The sequence below is a fragment of the Streptococcus bouchesdurhonensis genome (assembly GCF_948472335.1).
This window is the reverse complement of the sequence record NZ_CAOKTW010000004.1, coordinates 25,292-40,488: the sequence shown is the minus strand read 5'-3', so window position 1 is coordinate 40,488 and position 15,197 is coordinate 25,292. Positions and strand designations below refer to the sequence as shown.

20 protein-coding genes are annotated in these 15,197 nt (G+C 39.3%); 8 read left to right on the top strand and 12 right to left on the bottom strand.

Going from position 1 to position 15,197, the window contains the following annotated elements:
• Positions 1–5 precede the first annotated feature (5 nt).
• From QMQ21_RS07610 to radC, 3 genes are all read left to right on the top strand, one after another.
• On the top strand, positions 6–866 hold the full coding sequence (locus tag QMQ21_RS07610; protein ID WP_261814191.1) for a methionyl aminopeptidase: 861 nt from the start codon (positions 6–8) through the stop codon (positions 864–866).
• A 516-nt stretch (positions 867–1,382) separates the two neighbouring features.
• Positions 1,383–3,674: a DNA helicase PcrA gene (pcrA, locus tag QMQ21_RS07605; RefSeq protein ID WP_138702221.1), complete on the top strand. Its 2,292-nt coding sequence runs from the start codon at positions 1,383–1,385 to the stop codon at positions 3,672–3,674.
• Positions 3,675–3,716: 42 nt separating this feature from the next.
• Complete coding sequence (gene radC / locus QMQ21_RS07600) at positions 3,717–4,397, top strand: RadC family protein (RefSeq protein ID WP_000286927.1); 681 nt, start codon at positions 3,717–3,719, stop codon at positions 4,395–4,397.
• Here radC and QMQ21_RS07595 read toward each other — a convergent pair.
• The 11 genes from QMQ21_RS07595 to QMQ21_RS07545 form a co-directional block, all read right to left on the bottom strand.
• Positions 4,394–5,083, bottom strand: a complete 690-nt coding sequence (locus QMQ21_RS07595) for a gamma-glutamyl-gamma-aminobutyrate hydrolase family protein (RefSeq protein WP_000743339.1) — start codon at positions 5,081–5,083, stop codon at positions 4,394–4,396. The genes radC and QMQ21_RS07595 overlap by 4 nt on opposite strands.
• Before the next feature lie 17 nt (positions 5,084–5,100).
• Positions 5,101–5,742 carry a redox-sensing transcriptional repressor Rex gene (locus QMQ21_RS07590; RefSeq protein WP_000653414.1) on the bottom strand — a complete coding sequence of 214 codons (642 nt, stop codon included), beginning with the start codon at positions 5,740–5,742 and terminating at the stop codon, positions 5,101–5,103.
• Between the two features lie 82 nt (positions 5,743–5,824).
• Positions 5,825–6,040 carry a DUF4649 family protein gene (locus tag QMQ21_RS07585; RefSeq protein WP_023935876.1) on the bottom strand — a complete coding sequence of 72 codons (216 nt, stop codon included), beginning with the start codon at positions 6,038–6,040 and terminating at the stop codon, positions 5,825–5,827.
• A gap of 7 nt (positions 6,041–6,047) precedes the next feature.
• The gene (locus tag QMQ21_RS07580) at positions 6,048–6,395 is read right to left on the bottom strand and encodes a DUF1831 domain-containing protein (protein ID WP_000863540.1); all 348 of its coding nucleotides are present in this window, start codon (positions 6,393–6,395) and stop codon (positions 6,048–6,050) included.
• Between the two features lie 4 nt (positions 6,396–6,399).
• A complete protein-coding gene (locus QMQ21_RS07575) occupies positions 6,400–7,515 on the bottom strand; it encodes a cysteine desulfurase family protein (protein ID WP_023935874.1) in 1,116 nt (371 codons plus the stop codon).
• Positions 7,516–7,524: 9 nt separating this feature from the next.
• Positions 7,525–8,484, bottom strand: a complete 960-nt coding sequence (locus tag QMQ21_RS07570; RefSeq protein ID WP_001283809.1) for a ribose-phosphate diphosphokinase — start codon at positions 8,482–8,484, stop codon at positions 7,525–7,527.
• 112 nt (positions 8,485–8,596) lie between these two features.
• A complete protein-coding gene (locus QMQ21_RS07565) occupies positions 8,597–9,166 on the bottom strand; it encodes a CYTH domain-containing protein (protein WP_000681274.1) in 570 nt (189 codons plus the stop codon).
• Between the two features lie 133 nt (positions 9,167–9,299).
• Positions 9,300–10,445 carry a site-specific integrase gene (locus tag QMQ21_RS07560; RefSeq protein WP_261814190.1) on the bottom strand — a complete coding sequence of 382 codons (1,146 nt, stop codon included), beginning with the start codon at positions 10,443–10,445 and terminating at the stop codon, positions 9,300–9,302.
• A 523-nt stretch (positions 10,446–10,968) separates the two neighbouring features.
• Positions 10,969–11,757 carry a DUF1828 domain-containing protein gene (locus tag QMQ21_RS07555; RefSeq protein ID WP_023937089.1) on the bottom strand — a complete coding sequence of 263 codons (789 nt, stop codon included), beginning with the start codon at positions 11,755–11,757 and terminating at the stop codon, positions 10,969–10,971.
• The gene (locus tag QMQ21_RS07550; protein WP_031233729.1) at positions 11,750–12,214 is read right to left on the bottom strand and encodes a DUF6978 family protein; all 465 of its coding nucleotides are present in this window, start codon (positions 12,212–12,214) and stop codon (positions 11,750–11,752) included. The genes QMQ21_RS07555 and QMQ21_RS07550 overlap by 8 nt, the downstream gene beginning before the upstream one ends.
• Before the next feature lie 7 nt (positions 12,215–12,221).
• Positions 12,222–13,001 (bottom strand): XRE family transcriptional regulator, encoded by a 780-nt coding sequence (locus tag QMQ21_RS07545; RefSeq protein WP_261814189.1) that lies wholly within the window; start codon positions 12,999–13,001, stop codon positions 12,222–12,224.
• Between the two features lie 358 nt (positions 13,002–13,359).
• Here QMQ21_RS07545 and QMQ21_RS07540 point away from each other — a divergent pair, with 358 nt between their 5' ends.
• The 5 genes from QMQ21_RS07540 (at position 13,360) to QMQ21_RS07520 (ending at position 14,442) form a co-directional block, all read left to right on the top strand.
• Complete coding sequence (locus tag QMQ21_RS07540; RefSeq protein WP_153300024.1) at positions 13,360–13,518, top strand: hypothetical protein; 159 nt, start codon at positions 13,360–13,362, stop codon at positions 13,516–13,518.
• 26 nt (positions 13,519–13,544) lie between these two features.
• Positions 13,545–13,724 carry a helix-turn-helix transcriptional regulator gene (locus tag QMQ21_RS07535; RefSeq protein WP_284525284.1) on the top strand — a complete coding sequence of 60 codons (180 nt, stop codon included), beginning with the start codon at positions 13,545–13,547 and terminating at the stop codon, positions 13,722–13,724.
• Between the two features lie 122 nt (positions 13,725–13,846).
• Positions 13,847–14,032: a helix-turn-helix domain-containing protein gene (locus QMQ21_RS07530; RefSeq protein ID WP_050207545.1), complete on the top strand. Its 186-nt coding sequence runs from the start codon at positions 13,847–13,849 to the stop codon at positions 14,030–14,032.
• Between the two features lie 11 nt (positions 14,033–14,043).
• The gene (locus tag QMQ21_RS07525; RefSeq protein ID WP_001057655.1) at positions 14,044–14,241 is read left to right on the top strand and encodes a hypothetical protein; all 198 of its coding nucleotides are present in this window, start codon (positions 14,044–14,046) and stop codon (positions 14,239–14,241) included.
• 9 nt (positions 14,242–14,250) lie between these two features.
• Positions 14,251–14,442 carry a hypothetical protein gene (locus QMQ21_RS07520; protein WP_000451679.1) on the top strand — a complete coding sequence of 64 codons (192 nt, stop codon included), beginning with the start codon at positions 14,251–14,253 and terminating at the stop codon, positions 14,440–14,442.
• Positions 14,443–14,639: 197 nt separating this feature from the next.
• On the opposite strand, the gene QMQ21_RS07515 is transcribed toward QMQ21_RS07520, so the two are convergent.
• A complete protein-coding gene (locus tag QMQ21_RS07515; protein WP_001135683.1) occupies positions 14,640–15,170 on the bottom strand; it encodes a hypothetical protein in 531 nt (176 codons plus the stop codon).
• Between the last annotated feature and the right edge of the window lie 27 nt (positions 15,171–15,197).

Here is a 15,197-nt window from a genome sequence, read left to right as displayed (position 1 = left end):
AAAAAATGATAACATTAAAATCAGCTCGTGAAATCGAAGCTATGGATAAGGCTTATGATTTTTTAGCAAGTATCCATATTGGCTTGCGTGATTTGATTAAGCCTGGCGTAGATATGTGGGAAGTTGAAGAATACGTTCGCCGTCGTTGTAAGGAAGAAAATTTCCTTCCGCTTCAGATTGGAGTTGACGGTGCCATGATGGACTATCCTTATGCTACCTGTTGCTCTCTTAATGATGAAGTAGCTCATGCTTTCCCTCGTCACTATATCTTGAAAGATGGTGATTTGCTCAAGGTTGACATGGTTTTGGGAGGTCCAATTGCTAAGTCTGATTTGAATGTCTCAAAATTAAACTTCAACAATGTTGAGCAAATGAAGAAATACACTCAGAGCTATTCTGGTGGTTTAGCAGACTCTTGTTGGGCTTATGCTGTAGGTACACCGTCCGAAGAAGTGAAAAACTTGATGGATGTAACTAAAGAAGCAATGTATAAGGGGATTGAGCAAGCTGTTATTGGGAACCGTATTGGTGATATTGGTGCAGCCATTCAAGAATACGCTGAAAGTCGTGGTTACGGTGTAGTGCGTGATTTGGTTGGTCATGGTGTTGGCCCAACCATGCACGAAGAACCAATGGTTCCTAACTATGGTATTGCTGGTCGTGGACTTCGTCTCCGTGAAGGAATGGTCTTGACTATTGAACCAATGATTAATACAGGTGACTGGGAAATCGATACAGATATGAAAACCTATTGGGCGCATAAGACCATTGACGGTGGATTGTCATGTCAGTATGAACACCAATTTGTCATTACGAAAGATGGACCTGTTATCTTGACTAGCCAAGGTGAAGAAGGAACTTATTAATAAAAATTGAAAAGACTACTGGAAGTTTATTTTGATAAAAAATCCAGTAGATCTTTTCATAATAAAACGCATTGTATCAAGTGTTAGGGGCTGATATCATGCGTTTTTCTGACTTTAAGATTTTTTCCAACTCTGTTTGTAACCACATCATAACAGAGGGTCTAGGATTCAGGGCTCTCCTCCTATATACTATTAGTAAAGCAAAACTAGGGGAGAATATTTTAGTGTCGCAATCTATTGTTCCTGTAGAGGTTTTACGATATCGTTGTTTTGGTTTTAAAAAGAGAAATGGAATTCTGTTTAACGTTCGTATTGCCAATCTTAAATTTACCTTTTTTATATTGATGTATTGAGCTAGTTCATGAAAAAATTAAGTGAAAAAGTCGAGTGTTTTAGAAACCTACAGTGTAGTATTCTAGTTTCAATCCGCTATATTTTGCTACTCCCCGTAAAGTTTCTATTTTCCCTGATTTCTGATATAATAGAAATATTGACTTCAAGAGTAAGGAAGAGAAGATGAACGCATTATTAAATGGAATGAATGACCGTCAGGCTGAGGCGGTGCAAACGACAGAAGGTCCCTTGTTGATTATGGCGGGGGCTGGCTCTGGAAAGACCCGAGTTTTGACCCACCGTATCGCTTATTTAATCGATGAAAAGCTGGTCAATCCTTGGAATATCTTGGCTATTACCTTCACTAACAAGGCTGCGCGTGAGATGAAAGAGCGTGCTTATAGCCTTAATCCAGCTACTCAGGACTGTCTGATTGCGACCTTTCACTCCATGTGTGTGCGTATTCTGCGTCGCGATGCGGACCATATTGGTTACAATCGCAATTTTACTATTGTAGATCCAGGGGAGCAGCGAACTCTCATGAAACGCATTCTCAAGCAGTTGAACTTGGATCCTAAAAAATGGAATGAACGAACTATTTTGGGAACCATTTCCAATGCTAAGAATGATCTGATTGATGATGTAGCTTATGCTGCCCAAGCTGGCGATATGTATACGCAAATCGTGTCCCAGTGTTATACAGCTTATCAGAAAGAACTGCGTCAGTCGGAGTCGGTTGACTTTGATGATTTGATTATGCTGACCCTGCGTCTCTTTGATCAAAATCCTGATGTCTTGACCTACTATCAGCAGAAGTTTCAGTACATCCATGTTGATGAGTACCAAGATACCAACCACGCTCAGTATCAATTGGTCAAACTCTTGGCTTCACGCTTTAAAAATATCTGTGTGGTTGGGGATGCGGATCAGTCCATCTACGGTTGGCGTGGTGCTGATATGCAGAATATTTTGGATTTCGAGAAAGATTATCCCCAAGCCAAGGTTGTTTTGTTAGAAGAAAATTATCGCTCTACGAAGACTATTCTTCAAGCGGCCAACGAGGTCATTAAAAACAACAAAAACCGCCGTCCTAAGAATCTCTGGACCCAAAATGCTGATGGGGAACAAATCGTTTACTATCGTGCCAATGATGAACTAGATGAGGCTGTATTTGTAGCCAAAACCATCGATGAACTTGGTCGGAGTCAAAACTTCCTTCACAAGGATTTTGCAGTTCTCTATCGGACTAATGCGCAGTCCCGTACTATTGAGGAAGCCTTGCTTAAGTCCAATATTCCTTATACCATGGTTGGTGGAACCAAGTTCTACAGCCGTAAGGAAATCCGCGATATTATCGCTTACCTTAACCTCATTGCCAATTTGAGTGACAATATCAGTTTTGAGCGCATTATCAACGAACCGAAACGAGGAATTGGGCCAGGAACGGTTGAGAAAATTCGTGACTTTGCGAATGTGCAAAACATGTCTATGCTGGATTCTTCTGCTAATATCATGTTGTCTGGTATCAAGGGGAAAGCAGCCCAATCTATCTGGGATTTTGCCAATATGATTCTGGATTTGCGGGAGCAACTGGACCAGTTAAGCATTACTGAGTTGGTTGAGGCCGTCCTAGAAAAAACAGGTTACGTCGATATTCTAAATGCTCAAGCGACTTTAGAAAGCAAGGCTCGGGTTGAAAATATTGAAGAGTTCCTTTCTGTGACGAAAAACTTTGATGACACCTCTGATGGGCCAGAAGAAGAAACTGGTTTGGATAAACTAAGTCGTTTCTTAAATGACTTGGCCTTGATTGCGGACACAGATTCAGGTAGTCAGGAGACATCAGAAGTGACCTTGATGACCCTGCATGCTGCCAAAGGTCTCGAGTTTCCAGTTGTCTTTTTGATTGGGATGGAAGAAAATGTCTTTCCACTTAGTCGTGCGGCTGAAGATCCAGATGAATTAGAAGAAGAGCGCCGTCTAGCCTATGTAGGTATCACGCGTGCAGAGAAAATCCTCTATCTAACAAATGCCAACTCGCGCCTGCTTTTTGGTCGTACCAACTACAACCGTCCCACTCGTTTTATTAACGAAATCAGCTCGGACTTACTTGAGTATCAAGGTCTGGCTCGTCCAGCAAATACAAGCTTTAAGGCATCTTATAGCAGTGGTGGGGTTGCCTTCGGTCAAGGTATGAGTCTTGCCCAGGCTCTTCAAGACCGTAAACGCAGTGCTGCCCCAAAATCTATCCAGTCAAGCGGTCTCCCATTTGGTCAATTTACAGCTGGAGCAAAATCAGCTTCTAGCGAGGCAAATTGGTCCATTGGTGACATTGCCCTCCACAAGAAGTGGGGAGAGGGAACTGTTGTGGAAGTTTCAGGTAGCGGTGCTAGGCAGGAATTGAAAATCAATTTCCCAGAAGTAGGTTTGAAAAAACTTTTGGCTAGTGTGGCCCCAATTGAGAAAAAAATCTAATTTTTCATCCTTCTCACGAATAATAAAGTGAGGAGGATTTTTATGTACAGTATTTCATTCCAAGAAGATTCACTATTACCAAGAGAAAGACTGGCCAAGGAAGGAGTTGAAGCGCTCAGTAATCAAGAGTTGCTAGCTATTTTACTCAGGACAGGAACACGTCAAGCTAGCGTTTTTGAAATTGCCCAGAAAGTCTTGAGCAATCTTTCAAGCCTAACGGATTTGAAAAAAATGACCCTGCAGGAATTGCAGAGTCTGTCTGGTATCGGCCGTGTTAAGGCCATAGAATTACAAGCTATGATTGAACTGGGCCATCGTATTCACAAACACGAGACTCTTGAGATGGAAAGTATTCTCAGCAGTCAAAAGTTGGCCAAGAAGATGCAACAGGAATTGGGGGACAAAAAACAAGAGCACCTGGTGGCGCTCTATCTCAATACTCAAAATCAAATCATTCATCAACAGACCATTTTTATCGGTTCTGCAACTCGTAGTATCGCTGAGCCGCGAGAGATTCTTCACTATGCTATCAAGCATATGGCGACTTCACTCATCTTGGTCCACAATCACCCTTCGGGAGCGGTAGCCCCTAGCCGAAATGATGATCATGTCACTAAAATTGTTAAAGAAGCCTGCGACCTGATGGGGATTGTCCTCTTGGACCATTTGATTGTCTCACAATCTAGTTACTTTAGTTACCGTGAAAAGACAGATTTAATCTAAAGTTCATTAACAACATAGTCAAAGAGGTTTTTATCTTTGGGGCGATTTTCAAATAGAAATTCTGGGTGCCATTGGACACCGAGAAAGGCAACATCATCCGTACTCATGACAGCTTCAATAATACCATCTTTAGGATCATGAGCCGCAATCTTTAAATTTGGTGCTAAATCCTTGATACTCTGGTGATGGAAGGAGTTGATATGGGAGATTTCTCCATAGATTTCTCGGAGAACAGTATCAGGTTCTGTCACCAAGCGTTGAGTTGTGTACTCGGCAGAACAATTCTGCCAATGATCTTCGATATCTTGGTACAGAGTTCCGCCCATGGCAACGTTAAAAAGCTGAGTCCCACGACAGACGGAGAAAATAGGCTTTTTCTGTTTGATAGCTTCCTTGATGAGGGCTAGTTCGAATATATCTCTTTGAAGGTGGTAGTCATCGCTATCAATGGTTTTTGGTTCACCATAGAATTTTGGATCAACATTTTGCCCACCTGTCAAGATGAGCTTGTCAATCATACTGATATAGTGGCAGGCCATTTCTTGATCACCAATCGGTAGGATGATGGGAATCCCTCCAGCGTCTTTAACGCCTTCCACAAAGCCTTTTGCTGCGTAGCTCATCATGATGTCATCATCTGGATGAGTTTTTTCGTTTCCTGTAATCCCTATAACTGGTTTTTTCATAAAATGATTTTCGCTTTCTAATCCTCTTTTCTCATGAAATAGAGGAGGGTTTGGAGTTCACTTGTCAAATCGACATACTGAACGACCACGTCCTTTGGTAAATGCAGATGGACTGGTGAAAAACTGAGAATTCCTTTCACGCCAGCATCCACCAAGAGATTGGCAACCTCTTGTGACTTGACGCTGGGAACGGTCAGGATAGCAGTTTTGACATCAGCATCCTTGATTTTATCCTTGATTTGAGAAATTCCGTAAATGGGAATCCCATCAGGAGTTTGGCTACCGACTTCAGGATGGTCATCCAGGTCAAAGGCCATGATAATCTTCATCTTGTTACGCTCGTGGAAGCGGTAGTGGAGAAGGGCATGGCCCATATTTCCAATACCAACCAGCATGACATTGGTAATAGAGTTATCATTGAGTAAATCGGCAAAAAACGTCATCAGTTTTTTAACATCATAGCCAAAACCACGACGACCTAGTTCACCAAAATAGGAAAAATCCCGACGTACGGTCGCTGAATCAATACCGATAGCCTCTGCAATTTGCTTAGAGTTGGCACGTTCAATCTTTTCTGCATGAAATCTCTTAAAAATTCGATAGTAGAGAGAGAGTCTTTTCGCTGTAGCTTTTGGAATAGCAGACTGTTTATCTTTCACAAAATCACAACCTTTCTATTCTTCTATTTTATAGAAACATTGTGAAAAAATCAACAAAAACAAGAAAAAACTAAGAAAAATCTTAGTTTTGATGTAAAAAATCTGCATGTGATAGAAAACGGTAGAGGTCTCCGACCAGTCCTTGGTAAACTTCCTGCTCTTGAAAGGTCAAAGAAGTTACATAAAGTGTATCTGGCAGAGTCACACATCCTGATAGAGCCAGCATGAGAGCCTTGTAATCCTCATACTTGAGAGTGCGCTCTACATGATAGCTGTCCTTATAGGTCAGTTCAAACATATGGGACCTATCTTTCCGATTTTGTGAAGACACCACGTTCTACCAAGCTATCCATGAGGAAATAGAATTTTTCCTGATGAATGTGGTGGTCTTCTGATTTGAAAATATCAACCAGACGAAGGCCAAACTTGTCAGTGATATTGATTTTAGCCCCTGTAAGTTCCTTGTTAATGATGATTTTGAGTTGGAATCCTTCACCGCTGTTTGGCACTTTTTCCAAAAGGCGAGTCAGTTCATAGTTACCAACTTTTGTCTCAAAAAAGGTGTTATCTTTGAGGGTGAATTTTTTAACAGAAGGGCTAAGAGTGTAGTCGTAACGACAATTTTTTAACTGAATGGTTTTTTCAAATGCCATATGGCTAACCTCCGATAATTTCTTTTAAGTTTTTTGCGAGGGTTTGTAGGTCTTCAACGGTATTTTGTGGCGACAAACTGATACGAACGGATTCCTTCAAGCGTTCTGAATTTGCTCCGTACATAGCTTCAAGAACATGGCTGGATTGGACAATGCCTGCCGTACAGGCTGAGCCAGTAGAGATTGAAATTCCAGCTAAATCTAGACGAAGGAGTAAGAGGTCGTTTTTCTGGCCAGGAAATCCAATATTGAGGACATAAGGGAGATGATGGTCTCCTCTGTTCAAGTAATATTGAATACCCTCTAGCTCTGCCAGAAAGGCAGTTTCTAGATTTTGTACATGTTGAAAATGTTCTTCTTGCTGTTCTAGGTCCTCTTTTAGGGCTGCAATCATGCCTACGATAGCAGCTAAATTTTCAGTTCCTGCACGTTTTTTCTGTTCTTGGTCTCCGCCATGTAGATAGGAATCAAAATCCATGCTAGATGCGTAGAGAAAGCCGATTCCCTTAGGACCATGGAACTTGTGGGCAGAAGCAGTGAGAAAATCAATGCCCAATTCTTCTGGGTGTATAGGGATTTTACCAATAGCCTGAACTGCATCGACATGATAGGCGGCTGGGTGTTGCTTGAGTATTTGGCCAATTTCAGCAATGGGCAGTAGGTTTCCAGTCTCATTATTGGCAAACATGGTAGAAACCAAAATCGTATCGTCACGTAAGGCCTCTTGAATTTGCTGGGCTGTGATTTCTTGATTTTCTGGTTGAATAATGGTTGCTTCAAACCCAAAGTGTTGAACCAAGTAATCAATGGTTTCAAGGACAGCATGGTGTTCAATGGCAGTTGTGATGATATGTTTTCCTTGTTCTTGGTGACGAAGGCAGTAGCCAATGATAGCAGTATTGTTGCCTTCAGTCCCACCAGAAGTGAAAAAGATATGTTGAGGTTTTGTCCCCAGTAACTGGGCTAGTTCCTGACGGGCTTCTCGTAAGAGTTTACCAGCTTGACGACCATGACCATGAATACTAGAAGGGTTGCCGTAGGTTTCTTGCATCACCTTGGTCATAGCTGAAATAGCAACTGCTGACATAGGAGTTGTCGCAGCATTGTCCAAATAAATCAAAGAATCACCTTATTTCTTTTTGTTGTAGGCAAAGAGTGGGCTGACTGGTTTTCTTTCGTGGATACGGACGATGGCATCACCAATTAACTCACTAGCAGTGATGTAGCATACGTTTTTAGGAGTTTTTTCTTTTGTTGCTACTGAATCAGTCACAAGAATTTCTTTAATCTTAGTATTGTCAAGAAGTTCAGCAGCTCCTTCGACGAAGAGACCGTGGCTAGAAACAGCATAAATTTCTGTAGCCCCTTCACGTTCAACGATTTTAGCAGCTTCAGAGAAGGTACGTCCTGTATTCAGAATATCGTCAATTAAAATAGCTTTTTTACCTTCGACATCACCGATAATATATCCTTCGTTGCGAGTTGCATCGTCTTGAGGGTAGTCGATAATGGCGATAGGAGCATCAAGATACTCAGCCAAGCTACGAGCACGCTTCACACCTGAATTTTTAGGGCTAACGACAACAACATCTGAACCGAGTAGTCCCTTATCGCAGTAATGTTTTGCAAATAGGGGAACTGTGAAAAGATTATCCACTGGAATATCAAAGAAACCTTGAACCTGAACAGCATGCAAATCAAGAGTCAGGATACGATCAACCCCAGCCTTAACCAGCATATTGGCAACTAGTTTTGCTGTAAGTGGCTCACGAGGACAAGCAATGCGGTCTTGACGTGCATAGCCAAAATATGGAAGGACAACGTTGATACTGTGGGCACTTGCGCGCACACAAGCGTCGACCATGATTAACAATTCCATTAGGTGGTTGTTGACAGGGAAACTTGTTGATTGGATGATGTAAACATCATAACCACGGACACTTTCTTCAATATTCACTTGGATTTCTCCGTCTGAAAATTGACGTGATGATAGTTTTCCAAGTGGGACACCAACAGCTTCAGCAATTTTCTGTGCAATCTCTTGGTTAGAGTTGAGTGCGAAAAGTTTCATGTTTTTTCTATCTGACATTATAGACCGTCCTCTGTAAACTTTTTAAATCCTAGTGATATTTATCTTACATATATGAACTAGAACCTGTGTATTTTTATCTTTTCTATTTTACCAAAAAATGGAGATTATTTCAGCTATTTTTCATGCTTTTGACAAATCGAACCAATTTTGAAGGAGCTTTTTGATAGGAACTCTGATTTTCCTCTAAAAATTGCTGGAAATCCTGTTTGCCTTGCTCATGATTTTCCACTTCAAGCTCTAATTCATAATCTGTCATATCAAAGTACTGACTTTCATCCAGTGCCATGAGGCCAATAGCTGTTTGCATTTCATAGCGAAGTGTTGTTAGACAACCAAGAACCTGCCATTCACTAGTTTGGATACCATGTTTCGCCAATTCATCCAATACTATCCCTTGAGGAAATTCTTTCTTGCTCAGATAGTTTTCAGCATCTTTTAGTTGCAATTTTTGATTGTATTCCATGTTTCCAACACTCTGCGGGACTTTGAGTGTCAATTCTGCCCAGTCTTCAAAAGTTCGAATGCGCATAGCAACTTTCTTTTCTCGCAGCTCAAAATCAGGTGTGTCGATGTAGTAATTTTTTTGAAGAACAGGAGTGACACCTGTGAACTGGTCTTTTAGACGATCATACTCATCTTTTTTCAATAGTGTTTTCAATTCAATTTCTAAATGTTTCATTTTTCTTACCTTTTCTTTATCTATGAAAGCGGATTTATGGTATAAACTGCTCACAGCTTCCTAGTCCCTTGAAATCAGTGGGTTTCTAGCATGTCAACCAAAAGTGAATACGAGATTGAATACGACTCTACTTTTAGCTGGAGCGAATGAAATCCATGAGCTGATCAACGACTTCAAAACGTTGATTATCATTGATGTGGGTATACATATCAAGGGTTGTTTGAACATTGTTGTGACCTAATCTGTCCGAAATAATTTTGGCTGTAATACCAGCTTCAAAGAGGAGAGAAGCGTGTGTGTGCCTGAAACCGTGAGGAGTGATTTTTTTGACATCTTTATGTTCACAAAAGAATCTTCTAAGTCTCTCTTTAACAGCTGAAGGAGAAATCCATCCTCCGAAACTATTCGTAAAGATATAATTCGATTCACGTTTGTAAGGCACACCAGCCTGGAAATATTCTTTTATTTGCTGTCGTTTCCAGAGTTTCAAAACATTCAGAGTTTCATCATCTAAGGTGATAACCCTCTTACTCCTTTTGGTTTTAGGATCCTGGACAGTTTGTTCTTTGCCAATCATGACAGCTGTCCGAGAAATGCTTAATCGTTTATTTTCAAAGTCAACATCTGACCACATGAGCCCAAGAGCCTCACCACATCTCAAACCAGTAAAAGCTAGTAAGTGATAAAAGGTATACTCTACAGGCTTACAATATACTTTGCAAACTTTAAGGAACTTGGTTAGTTCCTGCTTTGTATAGTAGTTTTCTTTGCCCTTTAAGGGTCTATTTTTAGGCTTGATAATCTTGTCTAAAGGATTTGACTTAATAATATCAAGAAAGAAGGCATACTTGAAAATACGGCTGATGACAGAGTAGTAATTGGCATAGAGGATATAGCGATTACTTAACTTGATAGCAACCTTTTGACAATAAGCTACACTGATCTGCTGGATTTTCATATCTGTAAAATACAAGTCAATTAGAACATCAAGTTTTTTCTTAACGTTCTGATAGGTTGTTGGTTTCACAGTGCTCTTATAGCTATCAAGCCACAACTCAGCAACTTCAGCGAAAGTAGGATTCTGGAAATCTTCATTATTTGAAAAACCGTTCTCTTCAACGTCTAAGAGGAGGTCACGTTCGGCAGCCTTTGCCTCTTTTATGGTTTTAAAACCACGGCGTGTTGTACGTTTTTCTTTTCCAGTAGCAGGGTCTATGCCCAGATATGTTTGAAAGAGATATCTAGTCTCTCCTTTTTTTGTAATGTATTTTTTTATCATAAAAAGTCCTTTCTTTTCGATTGCTTGCCCGCATAGTTGAAAAGGTGTAGAACTTATGATAAACTATAGTTGTATTTTTTTATCATCCTTTCCATTGCTTGCTAGATGGAAAGTTAAATCCTCACACTCAAAGTTTGGCGATGGCGAGTGTGGGGATTTTTTTGAGTTGTTTCCAAAATGGAAACAGTTGGCAGCTCGTCAGATAATAAAATAAGGTGTACCTCTTAGAAGTACACCTTATTTTATCCTTGACGAACAAGGCTTTTTTACATTCTTAGTGTATTTCTTTTTTTAATTTCTGTCAAACGTCAACTTATTTTAACGAATTATGTTTACTAGAATATGAAAAGAAAAGTAGCCGTATCAAATACGGCTACCATCACGATATGGATCTAAAATCCAAACCTAAACTTTATGGAGCTAAACTCCTGATAGCTGTATTGTAATATAATTTTCAAAAAATATCAATTTTGCACAATAGACTTCTTGGATATGGGGGACTATTGCCGAGTGCGGGGATTTTTTATATCACATTTGATAATAAAAGAGAATTTTCTAAGATATCTTTATGAGATAACAATATTATTTTATCTTTGCTATTTTCGTTAAATACCGCTTGGGTTTCTGCCACTTTATCAAATCTATGGTGTATATCGTCGACTACAGCAATATATTCAACGTTATCTTTATGGTTCTGTAAAATACGTGTATCCATTGCGAGTAATTTAGCCCTGTTGAGATCATTTCCGTTTGAAATAGTCCTTACAAGTCTTTCTTTTTTGATTGTGGGAATTGCGAAGTCAAATTGCACAGTTATCCCCTCTTTACCTGAATAAGACGGCCTTCTTGTAAAAAGAACCTCTCTCTGTACTAAGGTGTTTTCTATTTCGTCATGGAAAACATTTTTAATTGTTGTATCTCGTAAGACTATCATATCATTCACCTGCATAATAGTTTGGAGCAACCGTTGCTTTGCAAGTGGGAATTTTTCGAGGCTGGTTGTGATAAACAACTCTCCATTTTCAGCTCTCGTACCTAAATTGTTTACGATTGTATTTAGTAAGTTATTTTTGTATGTTGAACGATTTGAGAAACTAACGCCGTGACTTTTTAAATTGTTAATGGTCCATCCGTCATCTGTGAGTGTGACCCTACCATCTGATAAAAACTCAGCATATAGGATGATATGATCAAAATCATTATCTAAAAACGGTGTTCTAATTTCTACTATATTTTTCTCTAGATCATTGAACTTATACTCTTTTAATAACCAATCAAAATATATATTTTTTAGTGTATTTGAGTTATTCATCATCAGCCTCCGTCTTGATATGTGTATATTTGATGAATTCAGAAAATACGTCCACAATGTGAGTTAAATTAGGGAAGTCAGAATCTTCAAGCGGGATAGCAACTCTATCCTTTTTATCGTAGTGATTGGAGTATATATGAATGTGATTCCCCTCTACAATTGAGTCATCAGGATTCACATGTCTATTAGATGGATTAATGTCTACCCTAACTAAATGATTATGGGAATTTTTAAATCTAATATGAATGCTGTAGCGCTCAGGATTCATCCTTCCTCTGTATATGTGAAGTATATATTGAATGTCATCATCATCAATAATAGCTTCGTCTATATCTATTTTACCAAATAAAGACGAGATTGTAGTATGGATTTCATTAAAAGAAAGTTCGTTTTTTGGGTACTTCAGTTTGTTAATTAATTCTTGTACCTGCTGATCATTTAAGTCGTTGTAATTCATTTTTTCCTTACTCCCCTCTATACACCCCGATAACTGCATAAATCTTGATGTGTGTGTCTTCGGCTGGTGGGAAGTCTAGGATGATGTCTTCGTACTTGTCATTGAGCGACACTAGGCGTAAGCGTCCGTTTTCGGTGTATATCTTTTTGAAGTAAGAACGGTCTCCATATGCGATAACTGCTAGGTCTCCGTTGTAGGTGGTCAGTCCTTTGTCTACTAAATAGAGAATGTCTCCGTCTTGGTAGTCAGGCTGCATGGAGTCTCCGCTGACCTTAGTCGCAATATCGTGACGTGGTGGTTGCTCGTCAACCTCTATAGTCTCTCTGTCTGTATCGTCGTAGCCAAATCCATAGTTAAATCCAGAAGCCGCTGCCGTCTCAGATACAACCTCAACTTGGTACAAGCTGATAACTTCCGATACTTCGTTTATCTTCGTTTCTTCTTCGTTTTTCTGCTCTTTCAGAAGATCCTCAGACGTTCGTAGGACGATTTTTTTATTATCTGGGGTTAATTGTACCACCTTGTCCGTTATCTGCTGTGTGAGCGAATCTGGGGACGCTGTGGGGGTGTCTCCTTTACTAATAGATGGAAAGAAGTCATCAATACTTACACCCAAAATATCGCATAGAGAAAATAGCATATCTTGATTAGCTTTACGCTCCCCTTTTTCATATCTACTAATGGTTTGTTTTGTTGTATTTAGCTTTTGAGCAAGTTCATCTTGAGTAAAACCAGCTGATTTTCTGAATAGCTTTATCTGATTTCCTATGTATTTTTTTAAGTCCATATTTTTTACTCCTGTGATGTTATATGTAGATTATATAAAAAAGTCACCGAAAACGCAACTTTTTTTATTTTTTCATTAAAAAAGCGTTGACTTGTCACCAAAATGGTGATATAATTAAATCATGGTTGAGGTAATCAACCAAATAAAAAAGGAGGTGCAGCCAATGAGGCGACAGGAACAAAGACCTAAAAAAGAGAATTCGGCTTAAAAATCCAAATTCTCTGGTTCAAATTCGAACTTCACTACTCAATAGAGTGGTAGAAGTTTACAAGGGGTTGACCTAAAGCCCCTCCCCTTTAAAGGGGTACTGTCATTGTATCATATAGGCTGTATCTCCTGCAAGAAAAAGGAGAAAAATATGGATTGGAAAAAATTCTTGTTTGGTAACTTTGATTACGAAAAGATGAATCAAGACAATCATGCAAAAACTTCCTTGGAAATTCGAGGTGGACTTATTCCGAGTATATTGTTCTGGTCTGGTATTATCGTACTAATTTTATATTTAATTTTCAGATAGGGAGGTGATTATGGTTTGCAAATTCTTTGTATGAATTACGTAAATCCAAAGGATTGACGCAAAAAAATTTGGCAGATAAACTTGGGATATCCGAAACGGCATATCGTCAGAAAGAAAAGGGGCAACGTCCTTTTACTCAAGATGAAATGTTTTTCTTGCATAGTTTTTTTAATAAACCATTGCAAGAAATTTTTTTACCAAGATAGTCACCAAAATGGAAACATCAAAAAGGTCAAACTTTTTTCAAAATCGATAGAATAATTCTATCAAAACTGTTGACAAGTACCAACAGTTTTGAAAAGACCTATTAGTAGAAAGGAAAAAGTCAATGTATGGAGCGAAAATGAGGGAGCTGAGAATGGTTCAAAAGCTGGGCTTGCGTGAGCTTGCCAAGCGAACCTTGATAGACTACACGACCTTGTCACGGATCGAGAACGACTTGAAAGCAGTGACGCTGTCGCAGGCGGTGGTCATTGCCAAGGCGCTAGGGTGTAGGGTAGAAGATATGTTGTAGGAGGAAATACTATGAACAACGCAGCGCAAAAAGTAACACGGATTGACAGAGATGCCTGGGAGATCGCTACGGAGCTGGCGAACGAATACGGCGTATCTATTTGTCACATCATCAGCGAGAGCGTCCGCTACTGTGCAGAGAATGCCGAATTTAAGGAGATGGACGTTGTCGTTAAACGATTGGTAGTCGGCAGTAAGGTGCTGGAGTAGGAGGGGAAGATGGAAGTTTTTCTTTATGTGGTCATTGTATCAGCTATTACTTCATTTTTGGTGACGGTAATGCTATTGCGAGGATATTCGAATAGATTGACCGAAATGCTTGAGAATTTTTTTGACAATGAATTGCAAGCACGAAAAGAGATACAAAAACTTACTTTAGATACAATGGATAGAATTGCTAACAAAAAATAGAACAAAAAAATTCACTAATAGGAGGGGAAGAGATGAATGCAAATGTAAATGTATTTTATGAATTAACTTGTAAAGACTTGAACGAAGCGATTGACGCAAAAATAAAATCATCGCCAATACACTTGACGATGAAACTGTTGAGATAAAAATTGAATTCTTACGTGATGTTTGAACTGTAAAATCGCTCGGAGATGGTTCTATCGTAGATCGCGTAATAGAGCCATGGTCGATTGTCTGATAGCTGTAGCTGGAGAATCGCTTTTATTGCTCTCGTTTACAGTGTAGAACATTGCAGATGCCAATGTAGCATCAAGTACAAACTTGTCTATATATTTGTGTTTCTTGCTATCGGAGTAAGTAATTGTCAGTGTAATTCGACCTTTATAATCTGGGTCTATTGATGATGTAAATTTTTGTCCTGGGGCAATCATATTTCCGATAAGTGAGTTGAAGCGGTGTACAGAATTCAATGGATCCAATTCGCCATCTATCTGAATATTATCTATATATGCTGGAGTTTGGCCAAAGTTTTTAAAAACAAAGGTACGTTGTTGATTTTTAACTGCATAGACATCTACATAAACATTAATATAAGGCTTTGCCATATCCTCTGTAGCTTTCTTTGTTTGCCAGAGTGAAATGGTATTAAAAACAAAACCGATAACTGCAATTATTACTGTGATATAGAGTGTCCAAATCTGGACATTATCATTGGTGATTTGTGGCATTAGATCACTTCCTTTCTGCTTTTATTA